Raw genomic sequence first — 15,872 nt, 5'->3', positions numbered from 1 at the left:
CACCGGCGGCGGCAAGGGCTCGGGCATGGTCTATGTGGCCGGCAGGCCCGACCACAAGATGGACAACGACCGGATGGTCGACCACATCGTCGAGCTGGTCGAAGCCCGCGCCGCGGAGCTGGCCGCGGTCCCGCAGGCGGCGGAATAGGCCCATGGTCATCCCTCCCCGGCACGCGGCGGGATGAAGAAAATGACGCCCGTGTCACTCTTGCGCGCCTTGGCCATACGCGCTTAGGTGCGGCTGCCTTTTTTGGGAGCGAGACATGGCCGCAGCAGACGGGAACTGGAAGATCACCATCAACACGCCGATGGGCGCGCAGGAGGTGACCGCTTCGATCACCACCAGCGGCGACACCTTCACCGGCAAGACCTCGGGCCGAATGGGCGATAGCGAAGTCAGCGGCAAGGTCGCCGGGGACACGCTCACTTGGAGCGCCGACATCACCCAGCCGATGCCGATGACCCTGGAATTCACCGCCACGGTGGCCGGCGACGCCATGACCGGCAACGTCAAGCTGGGCGCCTTCGGCAACGCCCCGCTGAGCGGCGTCCGCGTCTAAGCCAGACCTGCGCCCCTGGCGTCGGAACAGGCCTCCCCCCAGCGATGGGCGGAGGCCTTTTTCGTATGGAGGACGCCTAGTGAGCCGTCGCGCCCGCCGCGAGGTCGGAGGAGGCGCTGCCCACGGCGTTGGTGGTCAGGGGCTTGCCGCGGTGGGCGTTCACCGCGACGCCGGCCGCGGCGAGCAGCGCGGCCAGGGCGACGAAGGCGATCAGCATGTTTCGCCCGGTCAGCCTCGTGGTCATGGGTTGGCTCATCTGCGGTCTCCGGTTGCCGGGACCTAACGGGCGCCCGGCGCCGACGTTCCCGGACTCCACGGGGCGCAGGTTTGGCAAGGCGGCCGGACGGCGCTAGAGGAAGCTCCCCTCTCAACAGGCGTCCATTGCTTTGCGACTTCCCCAGGCCAGGCTCGACCAGGTGCTCGACCGCTTCCGCGAGATCGAGGCGCGCATGGGCGCGGCCACCGACGGCCAGGAGATCGTGCGGCTCGGCAAGGAGCACGCCGAGCTGAAGCCCGTGGTCGACGCCGTCCAGACCCTGCAGCGGGCCCGCGACGAGGCGCCGGAGCTGGAGGAGATGGCCGCCGGCGGCGACGCGGAGATGGCCGCCATGGCCCGCGACGAGCTGGAGGCCCTGAAGGCGCGCCTGCCGGCCCTGGAACGCGAGGTGGCCCTGCTGCTGGCGCCCAAGGACAGGGACGAGAACGCATCGGCCATGCTGGAAGTCCGGGCCGGCACGGGCGGCGACGAGGCGGCCCTGTTCGCCGGCGACCTCTTCCGCATGTACCAGCGCTACGCGGCCGAGCACGGCTGGCGCGTGGAGATCGACTCGGTCTCCGAGGGCGACGCCGGCGGCTACAAGGAGATCATCGCCGCGGTCACCGGCGACGGCGTGTTCGGCCGGCTGAAGTTCGAGAGCGGCGTCCACCGCGTCCAGCGCGTCCCGGCCACCGAGGCGCAAGGCCGCATCCACACCTCCGCGGCCACCGTGGCGGTCCTGCCGGAGCCCGAGGAGGTCGAGATCGACATCAAGGACGCCGACATCCGCATCGACACCTACCGCTCCTCGGGCGCGGGCGGCCAGCACGTCAACAAGACCGACTCGGCGGTGCGCATCACCCACCTGCCCACCGGCATCGTGGTGACCTCCTCGGAGAAGTCGCAGCACCAGAACCGCGCCCGGGCGATGAAGGCGCTGAAGGTCAAGCTCTACGACCAGCAGCGCGAGGCCCTCGACACCGCCCGCTCCGACGCGCGCAAGAGCCAGGTGGGCTCCGGCGACCGCTCCGAGCGGATCCGCACCTACAACTTCCCGCAGGGCCGGGTCACCGACCACCGCATCAACCTGACGCTCTACAACCTGCCCAAGATCATGGAGGGCGAGGCGCTCGACGACGTGATCGACCCGCTGATCGCCGAGGATCAGGCCGCGCGGCTTTCGGCCCTGGAAGACGAATTCAACTAGACCCGGCCCGGGCCGGCCGCCTCCTGCTCCAGCTCGGAGTTGAACTCCGCCCCGAGCAGGACGATCGTCAGCGACAGCCAGATCCAGGTCATGAAGCCGACGATCGCGGCCAGCGAGCCATAGGTCGCGTCGTAGCGGCCGAACCGGCTGACATAGGCCGAAAACGCCAGCGACATGCCCATCCACAGGATCGACGCGATCGCGCCGCCTGGGGTGATCCAGCGCCATCGCGCTCCATGCGGCGAGGGGCCGAAGCGGTAGAGGACCGAGAACAGGCCGGCCGCGGCGATCAGCAACAGCGGCCAGCGCAGGAGGCTCGCGCCCGGCGACATCTGCAGGTGAACCGTCGCCAGCACCTCGGGCACGGCGACGATCGCGCCCATCGCGACCATGGCGAAGGCGATCGCGCCCGCCGTGAACCCCAGGGACACGAGGTTGAGCACGAAGAAGTTGCGCCGCTCGCGCAGCTCGTAGGCGACGTTCAGGCCCGCGATCAGGCCCTTCATGCCGGCGTTGGCGCTCAGCACCGACAGCAGGAGGCTGACCAGGAAGGTGAGCCCGAGGCTCACGTGCGACGTGGCCGCCAGCCGGGTCATCTGCTCGCCGAGCACGCTGACGCCGGCGGCCGGCAGCACGCCCTGCAGGGCCGCGACCTGGCGCTGCGCGCCCTGCACGTCGCCCACCAGGCCGTAGAGCGAGACGAACAGGCCGAGCGCGGGGAACAGGGCCAGCAGGGCGAAGAAGGTCGAACCGCCGGCCACGATGGGGATCTGGTCGGCGTTGAACTCCGCCACGGTGCGCCGAAGGACGGCCTTCCAGCCCCGCCGGCCGATCCGGGCGGGAGACGCCGCGCCGCCCGGATCGGCCGGGCGCCGGCCTGTCTGCAGGGAGCGGTCCAGGACCACCGTCGCCAGGCCGATCAGCATGCCCACGCCCAGCGCGCTCCACCGGTCGAGGCGCAGGACCGGGCCCGCGCGCATTGCCGGAGCGGTCAGCGGGCGTCGGCCGGGTTTCATGGAGCGGGCCTGCGGGGTTGGGGGTCTGGCCGCACAAGGCGAACCTGGGCCGTTCGGTTCCCTGGCCTGGGCGCGGGCCGCCGTTGTGCTTGTCGCGCGGCGGCGGTTGCGGCAGGTACGGGCTATGAGCGGTCACGCGGCGGGCATCTTCCGGCATCCGGTGAAGGGATTCACGCCCGAGCCCCTGGCGACGGTGGCGCTCGCGCCCGGCGAGGGGTTCCCGCACGACCGCATCTGGGCGGTGGAGAACGGCCCCTCGGGCTTCGATCCCGCCGCGCCCGCCTTCGTCCCGAAGCAGAAGTTCACCGTCCTGGCCCAGATCGCCAAGGTCGCCGCCGCCCGCACCCGCTACGACCCGGAGACCGGTGTGCTGCACGCCGCCGCCCCAGGCGCCAGCGAGTTCATGGGCCGGCTGGCCGAGCCCGCCGCGCGCGAGACCTTCGCCGCCTGGCTGACCGGCCTGCTGGGCGAGGACGTCCGCGGGCCCTTGCGGGTCGTCGCGGCCCCCGGCGAGCACCGCTTCACCGACCATCCCCTGGGCCAGGTCTCGATCGTCAACCTGGCCAGCGTCCGCGACCTGTCGCAACGGATGGGCGTCGAGCTCGACCCCTTGCGCTTCCGCGCCAACCTCTATGTGGAGGGCTGGCCGGCCTGGGCGGAGAACGGCTGGACCGGCAAGGCGATGATGCTGGGCTGGGCGCAGGCCGAGGTCTTCAAGCCCATCGTCCGCTGCGCCGCGACCCACGTCGACCCGACCACAGCCGAGCGCGACCTGGACGTCACCAAGGCGCTCTTCGACAACTATGGCCACCTGTTCTGCGGGATATATGTGCGAGTGACCGCCGCCGGGGCGGTGGGCCTGGGCGATGCGGTCACCGCGCCCGCCGTCCCGCCTGAGTCGGAGCCCGCCGCATGAGCCTGAACCTGCTGCAGGCCTGGCAGGAGGCCAAGAAACGCCTGGAGGCCGCCGGCCTTTCCGGGCCGGTGATCGACGCGCGCCTGCTGGTCGAGGCCGCCGCCGACGCCACCCGCGCCGACATCGTGGGCGACCCCTACCGCGCGCTCACCCCCGACCAGGAGGCCAGGCTCGAGGACTACCTGACGCGCCGCGAGCACCGCGAGCCGGTCAGCCACATCCTCGGACGCAAGGGCTTCTGGAAGATCATGCTCAGCGTCACGCCCGACGTCCTGACCCCGCGGCCCGACACCGAGACGGTGGTCGAGTGGGTGCTGCGCGACTTCCCCGAGCACGCCCCCTGGTCGGTGCTGGACCTGGGCGTCGGCTCAGGCGCCATCCTGCTCTCCATCCTGGCCGAGCGGCCGGCGGCCAGGGGCCTGGGCGTCGACGTCTCCGAAGAGGCGCTGGCGGTGGCGCGCGACAACGCCGCGAGCCTGGGCCTGGCCGGCCGCATGGCCCTGCTGCGCGGCGACTGGACCGAGGGCCTCGGCGAGGACAGTTTCGACCTGGTGGTCTCCAACCCGCCCTATATCGCCAGCGACGTCCTGGAGACCCTGGAGCCGGAAGTGCGCGACCATGAACCCCGCCTGGCCCTCGAAGGCGGCCCCGACGGACTGGTGCACTATCGCCGCCTCGCCCCGGAGATCCTGCGGGTGCTGAAGCCCGGCGGCCGCTTCGCCGTGGAGATCGGCTACGACCAGAAGGAGGCCGTCGAGGCCCTCTTCCGTGAGGCCGGCGCGCTCGGCGTCCAGACCCTCCGCGACCTCGGCGACCGCGACAGGGTTGTCGCAGGCGCGAAAAAGCCCTTGGAAGTTCAAGCCTGACTCGCTACTTAGATATCTGTCTCCACCCAAAATCGTCGGCTTCCGGTAGAGGCGTCCCGCGAAGGGCGCACGCCAGTCCCGACGGGGCGTGACGGCTTCCAAGGCCTCTCGCTTAAGGCTTCCGGGCGGAAGACGGGGAACACTTAGCGTCAGCATAATCGACACCGGGCTGAGAGCGCCCGATCCCGCTGAAGACAGAGCGCAGGCCGACCCGGACAAGGTCCGCCGACAGGAAACCAAGACGGTCATCGAATAATGAGAGATTTCAAGGGTATGAAGCGTCAACGCGGCCGCAATCGCGGCGGCGGCGGGGGTGGCGGCGGGGGCGGCAAGCCCCAGGCCCAGAACGCCAATCGCGCGTTCGACTCCAATGGTCCCGAGGGGACCAAGGTGCGCGGCAACGCCCAGCACGTCTTCGAGAAGTACCAGCAGCTCGCCCGCGACGCCTCGGCGGCCGGCGACCGGGTCCTTGGCGAGAACTATCTGCAGCACGCCGAGCACTATTTCCGCCTCTTGAGGGCCATGCAGCCCACCCGCCCGGCCAGCGAGATCCTCGGCCGCGACCATTTCTCTTCCGGCTTCGACATCGATTTCGAGGACGAGAGCGCCCAGGCCCAGTCCGAAGCCGCCGACGCGGCCTCCGCCGAGGCCGGCGAGACCCCGGAAAGCTGGCAGAACGGCCAGGCCCGCGAAGGCGCCCCGAACGGCGGCGGCGAGCCGCGCCCGCGCGACGACCGCCCCAGGGACGGACAACGTGACGGACAACGCGACGACCGGCCCCGGGACGGCCAGCCGCGCGAAGACCGTCCGCGCTACGAAAACCGCGACCGCGGCGACGGCGGCGGCCAGGGCCGCCGCGACCGCCCCTGGCGCGACGAGCGCCCCAGGGATGGGCAGCGCGATGGCCAGCGGGACGACCGGCCCCGCGACGACCGTCCGAGAGACGATCGCCCCCGCTACGACACCGACCGGCCGCGGGACGAGCGCCCACGCGACGAGCGTCCCCGTGACGACCGCAATCGTGACGACCGGCCGCCGCGCGACGAGCGCCCTCGTTTCGACCGCGACCGCCCCCGTGACGACCGGCCCGAGCGCGACCCGCTGGCCGTCGTCGAGCCGCAGGCCCAGGCGCCGCTGGCCCCGGCCGCGGCCCCGGAGCGCAAAGGCCGCGTGCTGCGCGACAGCGATGGCGGCGAGAGCCACGCCCCGGCCTTCCTGCAGGCGCCCGCGCCGCGCGCCGAAGCCTCGGACGAGGCCCCCAAGCCCCGCCGCCGCCGCGCCCCGCGCGCCGAAGGCCCCGCCGCCAGCGAGGCCGAAGAAGCGTAGGCGCCCTTCTCCCCTTGCGGGAGAAGGTGTCGCCCGGAGGGTGACGGATGAGGGGTCGCCCGGAGGGTGACGGATGAGGGGTCGCCCGCCGCTGGCCGCGCGATGGGGCGATCAGGCCGGATAGGGCGTTCGCCCCCTCATCCGACCTGCTTCGCAGGCCACCTTCTCCCGCAAGGGGAGAAGGACACTAGAACGCCTTGCTGACGCCGGCGAAGAAGCCGCGGCGCGGGCCGAACTGCGGGGCGCCGACGCCGACGCCCGAGCCGTCGCGGATGCCGTACTTGTCGTCGAACAGGTTGACGATGTCGGCGCGCAGGGTCAGCGGGCCGCCCGCCATCTCGAACTCGTGCGCCGCGCCCAGGTTGACCTGGGTGTAGGCGGGCTGGTGGCCGCCGTTCGGCGGCGCGCCGTCCGGCGTGTTGCGCAGGCCCGAGCCGTAGATCAGGTCCGCCGACACCCGCGAGCCCTCGTCGAACCGGTAGGCGAAGCCGGCCGAGGCCGTATAGGTCTGGTCGTGGTCCAGGTGGATGAAGTGGGTCGAGATATAGGCGAGGTCGTCGGGATTGAAGTTGAACTGGCTGGAGATGATGTCCTTGCCCATGGCCCGCGAGATCGCGAAGTTGCCATAGGCTGAGAAGCCGCCCTTCATGTAGTTGGCGCTGAACTCGACACCCCGGGCGTAGCCCACCTTGTAGTTGAACGGCGTCAGGATGATCGGGGCGCCGAACTGGCCCTCGTCCACCAGGTTCTTGGCCTCCTTGTCATAGACGTCGACGCCCAGGGTCAGGCCGCCGAACTTCTGCTGCACGCCGACATCGTAGTAGTTGTCCCGCTCCGAGCGCGGCAGGTCGTTCGTCGTCCCCGGCGCCTCGGCGCTGGTGCCGACGAACTTCAGGAAGGACTCGGAGGAAATCAGCTCGAACGGCGGCGGCGAGAAATAGCGCGCGTAGCCGGCGTGGATGGTGGTGCCCTCCATCGGCTTCCAGACCACGTTCACCCGCGGCGAGAGCTGGTTCTCGTGGCGGAAGGCGTTCAGCTGGTCGAAGCGCAGGCCGTAGTTCACCGTCACGCTGTCGGTCATCGCCCACTCGTCCTCGAGATAGGCCGAATAGGTCTGGGCGTCGGCCTTGCTGTTGTCGACGATCGTCTCGGCCGCCGGGCCGATCTGATTGCCGTTGGCGTCCAGCGCGAAGACCTGGGAGCTGGTGTCGCTGGTGGTGTGATCGAAGGACATGATCACCCCGCCGCGGATCGTGTGGGCGTCGTTGAGCTTGTAGACCCCCTCGAGCTGGGTCCCGACTGAGAAGTCGGTCTTGCGCGCCGCCTGGGCGATGCCGTTGAACAGCAGCTCGCCGGTGACGTCGGGCGTGTATTTCAGCTCCGAGTAGCGGGCGAAGACTGAGGCCTGGCCGGTGAACTTGTCGGTGGTCTTCTGGTAGGTGATCGTGGCGTAGCTCGTGCCTTCCCGCTGGTTCTGGTTGAGCTTCTCGGAGGGGAAGGCCGTGACCCCGTTCTGGCTGAAGCCCAGGCTGGGCTGCAGGCCGGAGACGTCGGGGATCTGGAACTTCTGCTGCGACGTGCCGGCGACCAGCGAGACCCGGCTGGTGTCGTCCAGGATGTGGTCCAGGTAGCCGAAGGCCTGGTACTGGTCCGAATGGTCGTGCAGGGGGGTGCCGCGGCCGTCCGGGCTCTCGATGCCGACGTCCGTGCCGGTGTAGCTGCCGGAGACGAAGCCGCTGGTGGCGCCCGACGAGCCGCCGTACTCGATCGAGGGCTCGATCAGGCCGTGGCTGCCGCCGTAGATCCCCACCTCGCCGCCGTTCTTGAAGCCGCTCTTGGTGGTGATGTTGACGATGCCGGCGTCGCGGATGCCGTACTGCGCAGGCAGAGCCCCGGTGATCAGGTCGATGTTCTGCGCCAGCCGGGGCGAGAGCGTCTGGCCGAACACCTGCAGGCCCTCGGGCAGGATGACGTTGTTCAGGCGGTACTGGATGTTGCCGTGGTCGCCGCGCACGTGAAGCTGGCCGAAGCTGTCCTGGGCCACGCCGGGCGCCTGGAGGACCACCTGGTTGAGCTGGGTGTTGGCGCCGGAGGGCAGGTTGTTGATGAACGCCTCGGGCATGGAATAGCTGGTCGCCCCCAGCGCCGGCTCGATCTCCGAGCGGGCCGCGTCCAACCGCTGGGCCGTGACCACGATCTCGGAGGCCTCCGCGGCGGGCGGGGCCGCGGCGGCCCCGTTCTGCGCCGAAGCGGAGGTGGCGGCCAGGGTGGCGGCGCTGGCGGCCGCCAGCAGCAGGAACTTATGCGACATCATATCCCCTTGAGAACCCGGCGCCTTGCGAGCCGTTACGCGACATCATAGCTGTTATGAAATAACATAACGGGTCGTCAAGCGACTCCGTGCGAAGACGGGACGACGCGTCAAGACCGTTGCGGCGCAGGCACATGGAGCGTTACGTGATGGAAATGCATTCGCCCGACTGCACCCACGAGGACGGCGCCCACCCCGGGATCGCGGGCGCCAGCCTGCGCCACGCCCTGTTGCACGCCGAGCACCGCTGCCTCCAAATCCAGGAGCGGCTGACCCCGCCGCGCCGCCGGGTGCTGGAGCTGCTTCTGGAGGCCGACGGCCCGCTGAAGGCCTATGACCTGATCGCCGCCTTCGGCCAGGACGGCGAGCCGGCCAAGCCGCCCACCGTCTACCGGGCGCTGGAATTCCTCGAACGGCTGGGTTTCGCCCACCGCATCGAGAGCCTCAACGCCTATGTCCCCTGCCGGCTGGACGGCTCGGGCCACGCGGCGGCCTTCCTGATCTGCGACTGCTGCGGCGCGGCCGAGGAGTTCGAACCCGACTTCGCCCCCGGTCGGGCCGCCGCCGCCGCCAAGGGTTATGCGGTGAAGTCGGTCACCCTGGAGGCGCGCGGCCTGTGCCCCGCCTGCCAGGCGGTCTGAGACGCAAGACCGCTTGAGACGGCAGATCTACCTCGACTGCGACGGCGTCCTGGCCGACTTCGACAAGTCCGCCGAGGCGATCCTCGGCATGCCGTCGGAGGCCTTCGAGCAGCTTCGGGGCTCGGGCCAGTTCTGGAAGCGCCTGGCGGCCGCCGACCGCTTCTTCGAGCGCCTCGACCCGATGCCCGACGCGGGCGAGCTCTTCGAGGCCGTGAAGGCCAGGAGCCCGATCATCCTGACCGGCATGCCGCACGGAACCTGGGCCGAGCCGCAGAAGCGCGCCTGGGCCGCGCGCCACTTCCCCGGCGTGCCGGTGATCACCACCACCGCGGCCCTGAAGCGCGAGCACTGCGAGCCGGGCGACGTGCTGGTCGACGACCGCGACCAGCACCGCAGGGCCTGGGAGGACGCCGGCGGCCTCTTCATCCACCATCGCTCCGCGCGGACGTCGATCGAGGCCCTGAAGGCCGCGGGCTATATCTGACCGTCCCTCCCCATGAAGGGGAGGGAAGGCTCAGCTCACCAGAAGATGCCCCTCACCACCTGGACCACGCGGCCCGTGTAGCGGTCGACCATCAGGGCGTCGGGGCCGACGCGGACCCACTCGAATCCAGGCGGCGGATAGGGCAGGCCGTAGTCGATGAAGTCTCCGAGCCAATAGGATTCGGCGAACCAGGGCCGCGGCAGGAAGTCGCCGAACCCCCAGGAGCGAACGTAGTAGCCGTAGGGCGCGCGATACGGGCCGGCGCGGTAGCGGTCGTGGCTCCACAGGACCGGCGGATAACGGCCCGGCTGCCAATGCTCCGGATTGCCGCCGCGCCCGTTCCAGCGGCCGTCGCGGCCGTCGGCGTGGCCGTCCTGGCGGCCATCCCAGCCGCGTGCGCCGCCCCGGTCGCCACCGCGATCGCCGCCGCGATCTCCGCCCCGGTCAGCGCCGGGCGGGACCACCACGTTCGGGCCGCGCTCATGGTCCCACTGCCGCGGGCCGCCGCCTTGCGGTCCGGGTCCCGGACCCTGGCCCTGGTCGTGGTTGAAGCGCTGCGGCGGGGCGGCGCCGGAAGGCGGGCCCTGGAAGCCCTGGCCCGGCCCGCCGCGCCCGTCGACGCCGTGCGCCTGGGGGCTGAACCGGTCGCCGGGTTGCCTCTGCGCGCCGGGCGGAGGGCCGCCCTGGGGCGCGGCTTGGGGCGCGCCGCGCGGGCCGCCGCCTTGCGGGCCGCCGTTCCAGTGGCCGCCGCCGGGAGGGCCGGCCGGCGGTGCGGCGGGCGGCGCGGCGGTATGCGGCGCCTGCTGCGGCGCGGCTTGGCGGTCGCTCCGGTCGCCGCGGTCGCGGTCCTGCGCCACGGCCGCGCCGCCGGCGCCGGCCAGCAGCAACAGCGCCAGCGCTGTCGTCGAAAGGGTGGTCTTCATAGTGTCGCTCCAAGGGCGCCACGGCCCCGAGGGTTGCATCAAACGTGTCCCTACTATTGCCGAGCTGGCTGAACCACGCTTGAACGGCGCGGCACGCCCAGACGTCAGGAACCGGAGCGCACCGACGTGATCGCGCACATCAACGATATCCTCGGCTTCTGGCGCGGCGCCGGCCCGCAGAAATGGTTCAAGAAGGTTTCCGCCTTCGACGACGCCATCCGCCTGAAATTCGAGCCCACCCACCACGCCGCCGCGCGCGGCGAATACGACGGCTGGGCGCAGAGCGCCGAGGGATCGCTGGCGCTGCTGATCCTGCTCGACCAGTTCCCGCGCAACCTCTACCGCGGCTCCGGCCACGCCTTCGCCACCGACGGCAAGGCCCGCGCCATCGCCCGCGCCGCCATCGAGCGGGGCTTCGACCGCGAGGTCGAGCCGGACCTGCGCAACTTCTTCTACCTGCCCTTCGAGCATTCCGAGGACATCGCCGACCAGGACTTCAGCCTGGCGCTGTGCGCCGAGGCCGGCGACGCCGACAACCTCAAATGGGCCGGCATCCACCGCGACATCATCGCCCGCTTCGGCCGCTTCCCCCACCGCAACGCCGCCCTCGGCCGTGTCACCACGCCACAGGAGCAGGCGTTCCTGGACGAGGGCGGCTTCGGGGGGTGAGGCGGAGAACTTAATCCACAACTAACTCGTTTCACCATATCTAGTGGGGGACGAATTAGGATTCACACCAAGGGCTGCAAGGACGACCCTTGGACGAATCGAATCAGTGGATCGAGTCGTTGAACGCGCCGTTCGCCCTAGCCCGTTCGAATGAGTTGGAAATTGCCGGCCCGGAGCATCCGGAGCGGCAGTACCTCGACCTGCTGGCCGACATCCTGGCCAATGGCGTCCAGCGCGGCGACCGGACGGGCACCGGCACGCTCGGGGTCTTCGGCCGCCAGATGCGATTCGACCTCGCCCAGGGCTTTCCCCTGCTGACAACCAAGAAGCTGCACAAGAAGTCGATCATCCTGGAGCTGCTCTGGTTCCTGCGCGGCGACACGAACGTGCGCTGGCTGCAGGAACGCGGCGTCAGCATCTGGGACGAATGGGCCGACGCCGAGACCGGCGAGCTGGGCCCCGTCTACGGCAAGCAGTGGCGCTCCTGGACCGCGCCGGACGGCCGGGTCATCGACCAGATCGCCGCAGTGGTCGAAGGGCTGAAAACCAATCCCGAGAGCCGCCGCCACATCGTCTCGGCCTGGAATCCGGCCGAGGTGGAGGACATGGCGCTGCCGCCCTGCCACTGCCTGTTCCAGTTCTTCGTCGCGGACGGGAAACTGAGCTGCCAGCTCTACCAGCGCTCCGCCGATGTGTTCCTGGGCGTGCCGTTCAACATCGCCAGCTATGCCCTGCTGACCCTGATGGTCGCCCAGGTCACGGGCTTGAAGCCCGGCGAGTTCGTCCACACCCTGGGCGACGCCCACCTCTACCTGAACCACCTCGACCAGGCCCGCGAGCAGCTCACCCGCACGCCCTATCCCCTGCCCGTCCTGGAGATCGCGCCCAAGCGCGACCTGTTCGCCTTCGAGTACGAGGACTTCAAGCTCCGCGGCTACCAGGCCCACGACCGGATCGCCGCGCCGATCGCGGTCTAGTTCAGGTCCGTGGGGTCCCCCGCCTTCGCGGGGATGAGCCGGAGTGCTAAGGCCACGTCCATGCCTCCCATCACCCTCACCGCCGGTCCCATCGCTCGAGCCCGCAACGGCGTCATCGGCAAGGACGGCGGCCTGGCGTGGCGGCTGAAGAGCGACCTGGCCAACTTCCGCGCCGTGACCATGGGCAAGCCGGTGATCATGGGCCGCAAGACCTGGGACAGCCTGCCGAAGAAGCCGCTGGTCGGGCGGACCAACATCGTGCTCTCCCGCGACGGCTCCTTCGAGCCGCACGGGGCGGTGGTCTGCGAAGAGTTCGGCGAGGCGGTCTCCATCGCCCGCGAACAGGCGGAGGATGACGGGGCCCGCGAGGTCTGCGTGATCGGCGGGGCCTCGCTGTTCGAGCTGGCGCTCGCCAAGGCCGGCCGCATCTACCTCACCGACGTCGACGCCGAGGTCGAGGGCGACGTGACCCTGCCGCCGCTGGACATGGCCCGCTGGACCGAGGTCTCCGCCAAGGCCTACCCGGCCGGCGAGGGCGACGACTACCCCTTCACCATCCGGGTGCTGGAACGCCGCTGATCTTCCGCTAGGGTTTCCCCAACGACGAAGGGGAGAGACGCCATGGACATCGAGCTGGTCGCCGAGGGCTTCGAGTTCCCCGAAGGCCCCATCGCCATGGCCGACGGCTCGATCATCCTGACCGAGATCAAGGGGCGGCGCCTGACCCGGGTCTCGCCGGACGGCGCCAAGACCACCCTGGTCGAGACCGGCGGCGGCCCCAACGGCGCGGCCATAGGCCCCGACGGCGCCGTCTACATCACCAACAACGGCGGCTCCTTCGAGTGGCTGGACAACGCGGGCCTGACCATCCCGGGCCCGACCCCGGCCAGCCATGTGGGCGGTTCGATCCAGCGGTTCGACCTGGCGACGGGCAAGCTCACAACCCTCTACGAGGCCTGCGACGGCCGCCGGCTGATCGGGCCCAACGACCTGGTCTTCGACCGGCAGGGCGGCATGTGGTTCACCGACCACGGCTGCGGCACGCCCGAGGGCCGCAAGTTCGGCGGCCTCTACTACGCCAAGGCCGACGGCTCCCACATCAGCCGCCAGCGCGACCACCTGATCGCCCCCAACGGCGTGGGCCTCTCGCCGGACGAGAAGACTGTCTACGCCGCCGACACCCAGCTCGCGCGCCTGTGGGCCTTCGACATCGCCGAGCCCGGCGTCCTGGGGCCGCCGCCCGGCTTCGCCCCCGGCCGGGTGATCAGGAACCTCGACGGCTTCCAGTATCTGGACTCCCTGGCCGTGGAGGCCGGGGGCAAGGTCTGCGTGGCGACCATCATCAACGGCGGGATCACCGCCTTCGACCCGGACGGCTCCATCGAGCATTTCGCGGTCCCGGACCTCGTCTGCACCAACATCGTGTTCGGCGGGGCCGACATGAGGGACGCCTGGATCACGGCCTCCTCCACCGGCAAGCTCTACAAGACCCGCTGGCCGCGCCCCGGCCTGAGGCTCAACTTCAACGCCTGAGGCGGCGGGCCGGCCGAGCACCAAATGGAAACCTTGGCCGCCTAGGCTCCGCAGTTGACGTACGCGCCCGCACCCACGGGCCGTCGCTGTGGGGTTTTGACCAATGACGCATATTCGCAAGCTGGCGGCCCTCGTCGCCGTCGCGGCTTTCGCCGGCCACGCCCAGGCGGCGACCTGGCTGCTCGCCTTCACCGCCACCAACGGCGCAGCGCCCGCCGAGGCGACACTCACCGTGCAGACCCTCGACACCCTCAACGCCGTGGGCGGCTATGACGTCACCGGCGTCACCGGCGACGTCGACGGCGATGCGGTCACCGGCCTGATCGCCAACCCCGGCCAGCCCTACGCCGCCTACTCGGCCGACGGCATGTTCATCTTCGACAACGTGGTCTTCGCCAACGCCGCGCCGCTGCTTTCCAACCCGGGCCTGTTCTTCTCCGGGGCCTCGGGCAACGAGTACAACCTGTTCTCCGACAGCCCCACGGTCTACGAGCTCTACCAGGCGAAGCCCGGCGTCGCGTACCTGGAGCATTCGGTCGGCGTGCTGAGCGCCGAGACCGCGCCGCCTGCCGGCGGCCTTGGAAACCTCGCGCAAGGCGCCATCCCCGAGCCCGCCGCCTGGGCGATGATGATCCTGGGCTTCGGCGGCGTCGGCGCGCTCCTGCGCCGCCGCCGGGGCGTCCCGACGCTCGCCTAGACCCTGTCCGGCCGCCGTTCGCCGGAACTGCCCGATAGTTTGCGCATTTTCCCCCCGTAAAGCTGGGGCGTAGGCGCTGCGGCGTGGCTGCGAGACTAGGGTAGATGACGAAAGTTCTCTCGTCGGGCGATGCTCTGACCGGTATCGGCGGCTTGGATGAAATCCTCTGCGGCGGCCTGATCCGCGGTCGCGTCTTCCTGCTGGAAGGCAGTCCCGGCACCGGCAAGACCACGGCGGCCCTCGCCTTCCTGGCGGAGGGCGCGGCGCGCGGCGAGCGCACGCTCTATATCACCCTCTCCGAGACCGAGGAGGAACTGCGCGACGCGGGCCGTTCGCACGGCTGGGACCTCGGCGGCATCGACATCTTTGAACTCGTGCCGCCCGAAAGCCTGCTGGACGAACAGCAGCAGCAGAGCCTGCTCTATTCCTCCGACCTCGAGCTGGGGGAGACCACGCGACTGATCTTCGACGCGGTGGAGCGCCTCAAGCCGCACCGGGTGGTGATCGACAGCCTTTCGGAGATCCGCCTGCTGGCGCAGAACTCGCTGCGCTACCGCCGCCAGGTGCTGGCGCTGAAGCACTACTTCGCCAAGAAGGCGACCACAGTCCTGCTGCTCGACGACCTGACCACCGAGGCCCTGGACAAGACCGTGCACAGCGTCGCCCACGGCGTCGTGCGCCTGGAGGAGCGGGCGCCCGAATACGGATCGGAACGGCGGCGCCTGCGGATCGTCAAATACCGCAGCCGCAAGTTCCGCGGCGGCTACCACGACTTCACGATCAAGACCGGCGGCCTGGAGGTTTATCCGCGCCTCGTCTCCCTGGAGCACCGCACCAAATTCGACCGCACGGCGCTGTCGAGCGGCGAGCCGGGGCTGGACGGGCTGCTGGGCGGTGGGATCGAACGGGGGTCGAGCTGCCTGATCCTGGGCCCGGCCGGCACCGGCAAGTCGCTGATGTCGCTCTACTTCGCGCTCACCGCCATCCGCCGGGGCGAGCGTGCGGCGCTTTTCGTCTTCGATGAGGAGCTGGGCCTGCTCTATTCCCGCGTCAAGGCCTTCGGCATCGACCTCGACGCCCTGACCGCGGACGGCCAGCTCATGGTCAAGCAGGTGGACGCGGCGGAGATGTCGCCCGGCGAGTTCTCCGCGTCCGTGCGCGAGGTGGTCGACGGCGCCGGCATCAAGACGGTGATCATCGACAGCCTCAACGGCTACCAGGCGGCGATGCCGGAAGAGAGCTTCCTGGTCCTGCACATGCACGAGCTGCTGCAGTACCTGAACCGCCAGGGCGCGACGACCTTCCTCACCGTCGCCCAGCACGGCCTCGTGGGCGAGATGAAGGCCCCGGTCGACGTCACCTACCTGGCCGACACCGTGCTGCTGCTGCGCTACTTCGAGGCGGCGGGCCACGTGCGCCGCGCGGTCTCGGTGATCAAGAAGCGCACCGGCGCCCACGAGAAGACGATCCGCGAATACACCATCGGCGAC

General features: G+C 70.3%; 16 protein-coding genes and 2 pseudogenes. 14 read left to right on the top strand and 4 right to left on the bottom strand.

The window, feature by feature from the left end:
* Positions 1-148 (top strand): annotated as a pseudogene (locus tag VNW53_RS00805) (4-hydroxy-3-methylbut-2-en-1-yl diphosphate synthase); the annotation flags it as partial.
* Positions 149-263: 115 nt separating this feature from the next.
* Complete coding sequence (locus VNW53_RS00800; protein WP_325552942.1) at positions 264-560, top strand: hypothetical protein; 297 nt, start codon at positions 264-266, stop codon at positions 558-560.
* Positions 561-636: 76 nt separating this feature from the next.
* On the opposite strand, the gene VNW53_RS00795 is transcribed toward VNW53_RS00800, so the two are convergent.
* Positions 637-816: a hypothetical protein gene (locus VNW53_RS00795; RefSeq protein ID WP_325552940.1), complete on the bottom strand. Its 180-nt coding sequence runs from the start codon at positions 814-816 to the stop codon at positions 637-639.
* 130 nt (positions 817-946) lie between these two features.
* On the opposite strand from VNW53_RS00795, the gene prfA reads away from it, so the two are divergent.
* Positions 947-2,023 (top strand): peptide chain release factor 1, encoded by a 1,077-nt coding sequence (gene prfA, locus VNW53_RS00790; RefSeq protein ID WP_325552938.1) that lies wholly within the window; start codon positions 947-949, stop codon positions 2,021-2,023.
* Here the strand turns inward: prfA and VNW53_RS00785 are convergent.
* Positions 2,020-3,039, bottom strand: a complete 1,020-nt coding sequence (locus tag VNW53_RS00785; protein WP_325552936.1) for a YihY/virulence factor BrkB family protein — start codon at positions 3,037-3,039, stop codon at positions 2,020-2,022. The genes prfA and VNW53_RS00785 overlap by 4 nt on opposite strands.
* Positions 3,040-3,163: 124 nt before the next feature.
* Between VNW53_RS00785 and VNW53_RS00780 the strand changes: the two genes are divergently transcribed.
* The 3 genes from VNW53_RS00780 to VNW53_RS00770 all read left to right on the top strand — a co-directional run bounded on the left by VNW53_RS00780 (position 3,164) and on the right by VNW53_RS00770 (position 6,147).
* Positions 3,164-3,955 (top strand): MOSC domain-containing protein, encoded by a 792-nt coding sequence (locus tag VNW53_RS00780; protein WP_325552935.1) that lies wholly within the window; start codon positions 3,164-3,166, stop codon positions 3,953-3,955.
* Positions 3,952-4,821, top strand: coding sequence for a peptide chain release factor N(5)-glutamine methyltransferase (gene prmC, locus VNW53_RS00775; protein ID WP_325552933.1), 870 nt, complete (start codon positions 3,952-3,954; stop codon positions 4,819-4,821). The genes VNW53_RS00780 and prmC overlap by 4 nt, the downstream gene beginning before the upstream one ends.
* Before the next feature lie 273 nt (positions 4,822-5,094).
* Complete coding sequence (locus VNW53_RS00770; protein WP_414693226.1) at positions 5,095-6,147, top strand: DUF4167 domain-containing protein; 1,053 nt, start codon at positions 5,095-5,097, stop codon at positions 6,145-6,147.
* Between the two features lie 187 nt (positions 6,148-6,334).
* On the opposite strand, the gene VNW53_RS00765 is transcribed toward VNW53_RS00770, so the two are convergent.
* On the bottom strand, positions 6,335-8,458 hold the full coding sequence (locus VNW53_RS00765; RefSeq protein WP_325552930.1) for a TonB-dependent receptor: 2,124 nt from the start codon (positions 8,456-8,458) through the stop codon (positions 6,335-6,337).
* A gap of 149 nt (positions 8,459-8,607) precedes the next feature.
* Between VNW53_RS00765 and VNW53_RS00760 the strand changes: the two genes are divergently transcribed.
* Positions 8,608-9,099 carry a Fur family transcriptional regulator gene (locus tag VNW53_RS00760; RefSeq protein ID WP_325552929.1) on the top strand — a complete coding sequence of 164 codons (492 nt, stop codon included), beginning with the start codon at positions 8,608-8,610 and terminating at the stop codon, positions 9,097-9,099.
* A 13-nt stretch (positions 9,100-9,112) separates the two neighbouring features.
* The gene (locus VNW53_RS00755; RefSeq protein ID WP_325552928.1) at positions 9,113-9,583 is read left to right on the top strand and encodes a 5' nucleotidase, NT5C type; all 471 of its coding nucleotides are present in this window, start codon (positions 9,113-9,115) and stop codon (positions 9,581-9,583) included.
* Positions 9,584-9,618: 35 nt separating this feature from the next.
* Here the strand turns inward: VNW53_RS00755 and VNW53_RS00750 are convergent, their stop codons facing one another.
* Positions 9,619-10,506 (bottom strand): RcnB family protein, encoded by an 888-nt coding sequence (locus VNW53_RS00750; protein WP_325552927.1) that lies wholly within the window; start codon positions 10,504-10,506, stop codon positions 9,619-9,621.
* 126 nt (positions 10,507-10,632) lie between these two features.
* On the opposite strand from VNW53_RS00750, the gene VNW53_RS00745 reads away from it, so the two are divergent.
* The 6 genes and pseudogenes from VNW53_RS00745 to VNW53_RS00720 all read left to right on the top strand — a co-directional run.
* On the top strand, positions 10,633-11,175 hold the full coding sequence (locus VNW53_RS00745; protein WP_325552926.1) for a DUF924 family protein: 543 nt from the start codon (positions 10,633-10,635) through the stop codon (positions 11,173-11,175).
* Positions 11,176-11,330: 155 nt separating this feature from the next.
* A complete protein-coding gene (locus VNW53_RS00740) occupies positions 11,331-12,152 on the top strand; it encodes a thymidylate synthase (RefSeq protein ID WP_325552924.1) in 822 nt (273 codons plus the stop codon).
* A gap of 60 nt (positions 12,153-12,212) precedes the next feature.
* Positions 12,213-12,731, top strand: coding sequence for a dihydrofolate reductase (locus tag VNW53_RS00735; RefSeq protein ID WP_325552922.1), 519 nt, complete (start codon positions 12,213-12,215; stop codon positions 12,729-12,731).
* Between the two features lie 42 nt (positions 12,732-12,773).
* Positions 12,774-13,685 carry an SMP-30/gluconolactonase/LRE family protein gene (locus tag VNW53_RS00730; protein WP_325552921.1) on the top strand — a complete coding sequence of 304 codons (912 nt, stop codon included), beginning with the start codon at positions 12,774-12,776 and terminating at the stop codon, positions 13,683-13,685.
* 595 nt (positions 13,686-14,280) lie between these two features.
* Positions 14,281-14,382, top strand: a pseudogene (locus VNW53_RS19880) (PEPxxWA-CTERM sorting domain-containing protein); the annotation flags it as partial.
* A 104-nt stretch (positions 14,383-14,486) separates the two neighbouring features.
* Positions 14,487-15,872: ATPase domain-containing protein (locus VNW53_RS00720; RefSeq protein ID WP_325552917.1), on the top strand; the 1,386-nt coding region annotated here is incomplete at its 3' end.

The sequence above is a fragment of the Phenylobacterium sp. genome (assembly GCF_035569475.1).
Lineage (GTDB): Bacteria > Pseudomonadota > Alphaproteobacteria > Caulobacterales > Caulobacteraceae > Phenylobacterium.
Note: the sequence above shows the minus strand (reverse complement) of the source record. Positions and strands in the feature narration are given on the sequence as shown.

Excerpts from the sequence above, each read along its gene's own strand:
- VNW53_RS00800 (WP_325552942.1), top strand. The coding sequence starts at position 264 with ATGGCCGCAGCAGACGGGAACTGGAAGATCACCATCAACACGCCGATG.
- VNW53_RS00795 (WP_325552940.1), bottom strand. The coding sequence starts at position 816 with ATGAGCCAACCCATGACCACGAGGCTGACCGGGCGAAACATGCTGATC.
- VNW53_RS00785 (WP_325552936.1), bottom strand. The coding sequence starts at position 3,039 with ATGAAACCCGGCCGACGCCCGCTGACCGCTCCGGCAATGCGCGCGGGC.
- VNW53_RS00780 (WP_325552935.1), top strand. The coding sequence starts at position 3,164 with ATGAGCGGTCACGCGGCGGGCATCTTCCGGCATCCGGTGAAGGGATTC.
- prmC (WP_325552933.1), top strand. The coding sequence starts at position 3,952 with ATGAGCCTGAACCTGCTGCAGGCCTGGCAGGAGGCCAAGAAACGCCTG.
- VNW53_RS00770 (WP_414693226.1), top strand. The coding sequence starts at position 5,095 with ATGAAGCGTCAACGCGGCCGCAATCGCGGCGGCGGCGGGGGTGGCGGC.
- VNW53_RS00765 (WP_325552930.1), bottom strand. The coding sequence starts at position 8,458 with ATGTCGCATAAGTTCCTGCTGCTGGCGGCCGCCAGCGCCGCCACCCTG.
- VNW53_RS00760 (WP_325552929.1), top strand. The coding sequence starts at position 8,608 with ATGGAAATGCATTCGCCCGACTGCACCCACGAGGACGGCGCCCACCCC.
- VNW53_RS00750 (WP_325552927.1), bottom strand. The coding sequence starts at position 10,506 with ATGAAGACCACCCTTTCGACGACAGCGCTGGCGCTGTTGCTGCTGGCC.
- VNW53_RS00735 (WP_325552922.1), top strand. The coding sequence starts at position 12,213 with ATGCCTCCCATCACCCTCACCGCCGGTCCCATCGCTCGAGCCCGCAAC.
- VNW53_RS00730 (WP_325552921.1), top strand. The coding sequence starts at position 12,774 with ATGGACATCGAGCTGGTCGCCGAGGGCTTCGAGTTCCCCGAAGGCCCC.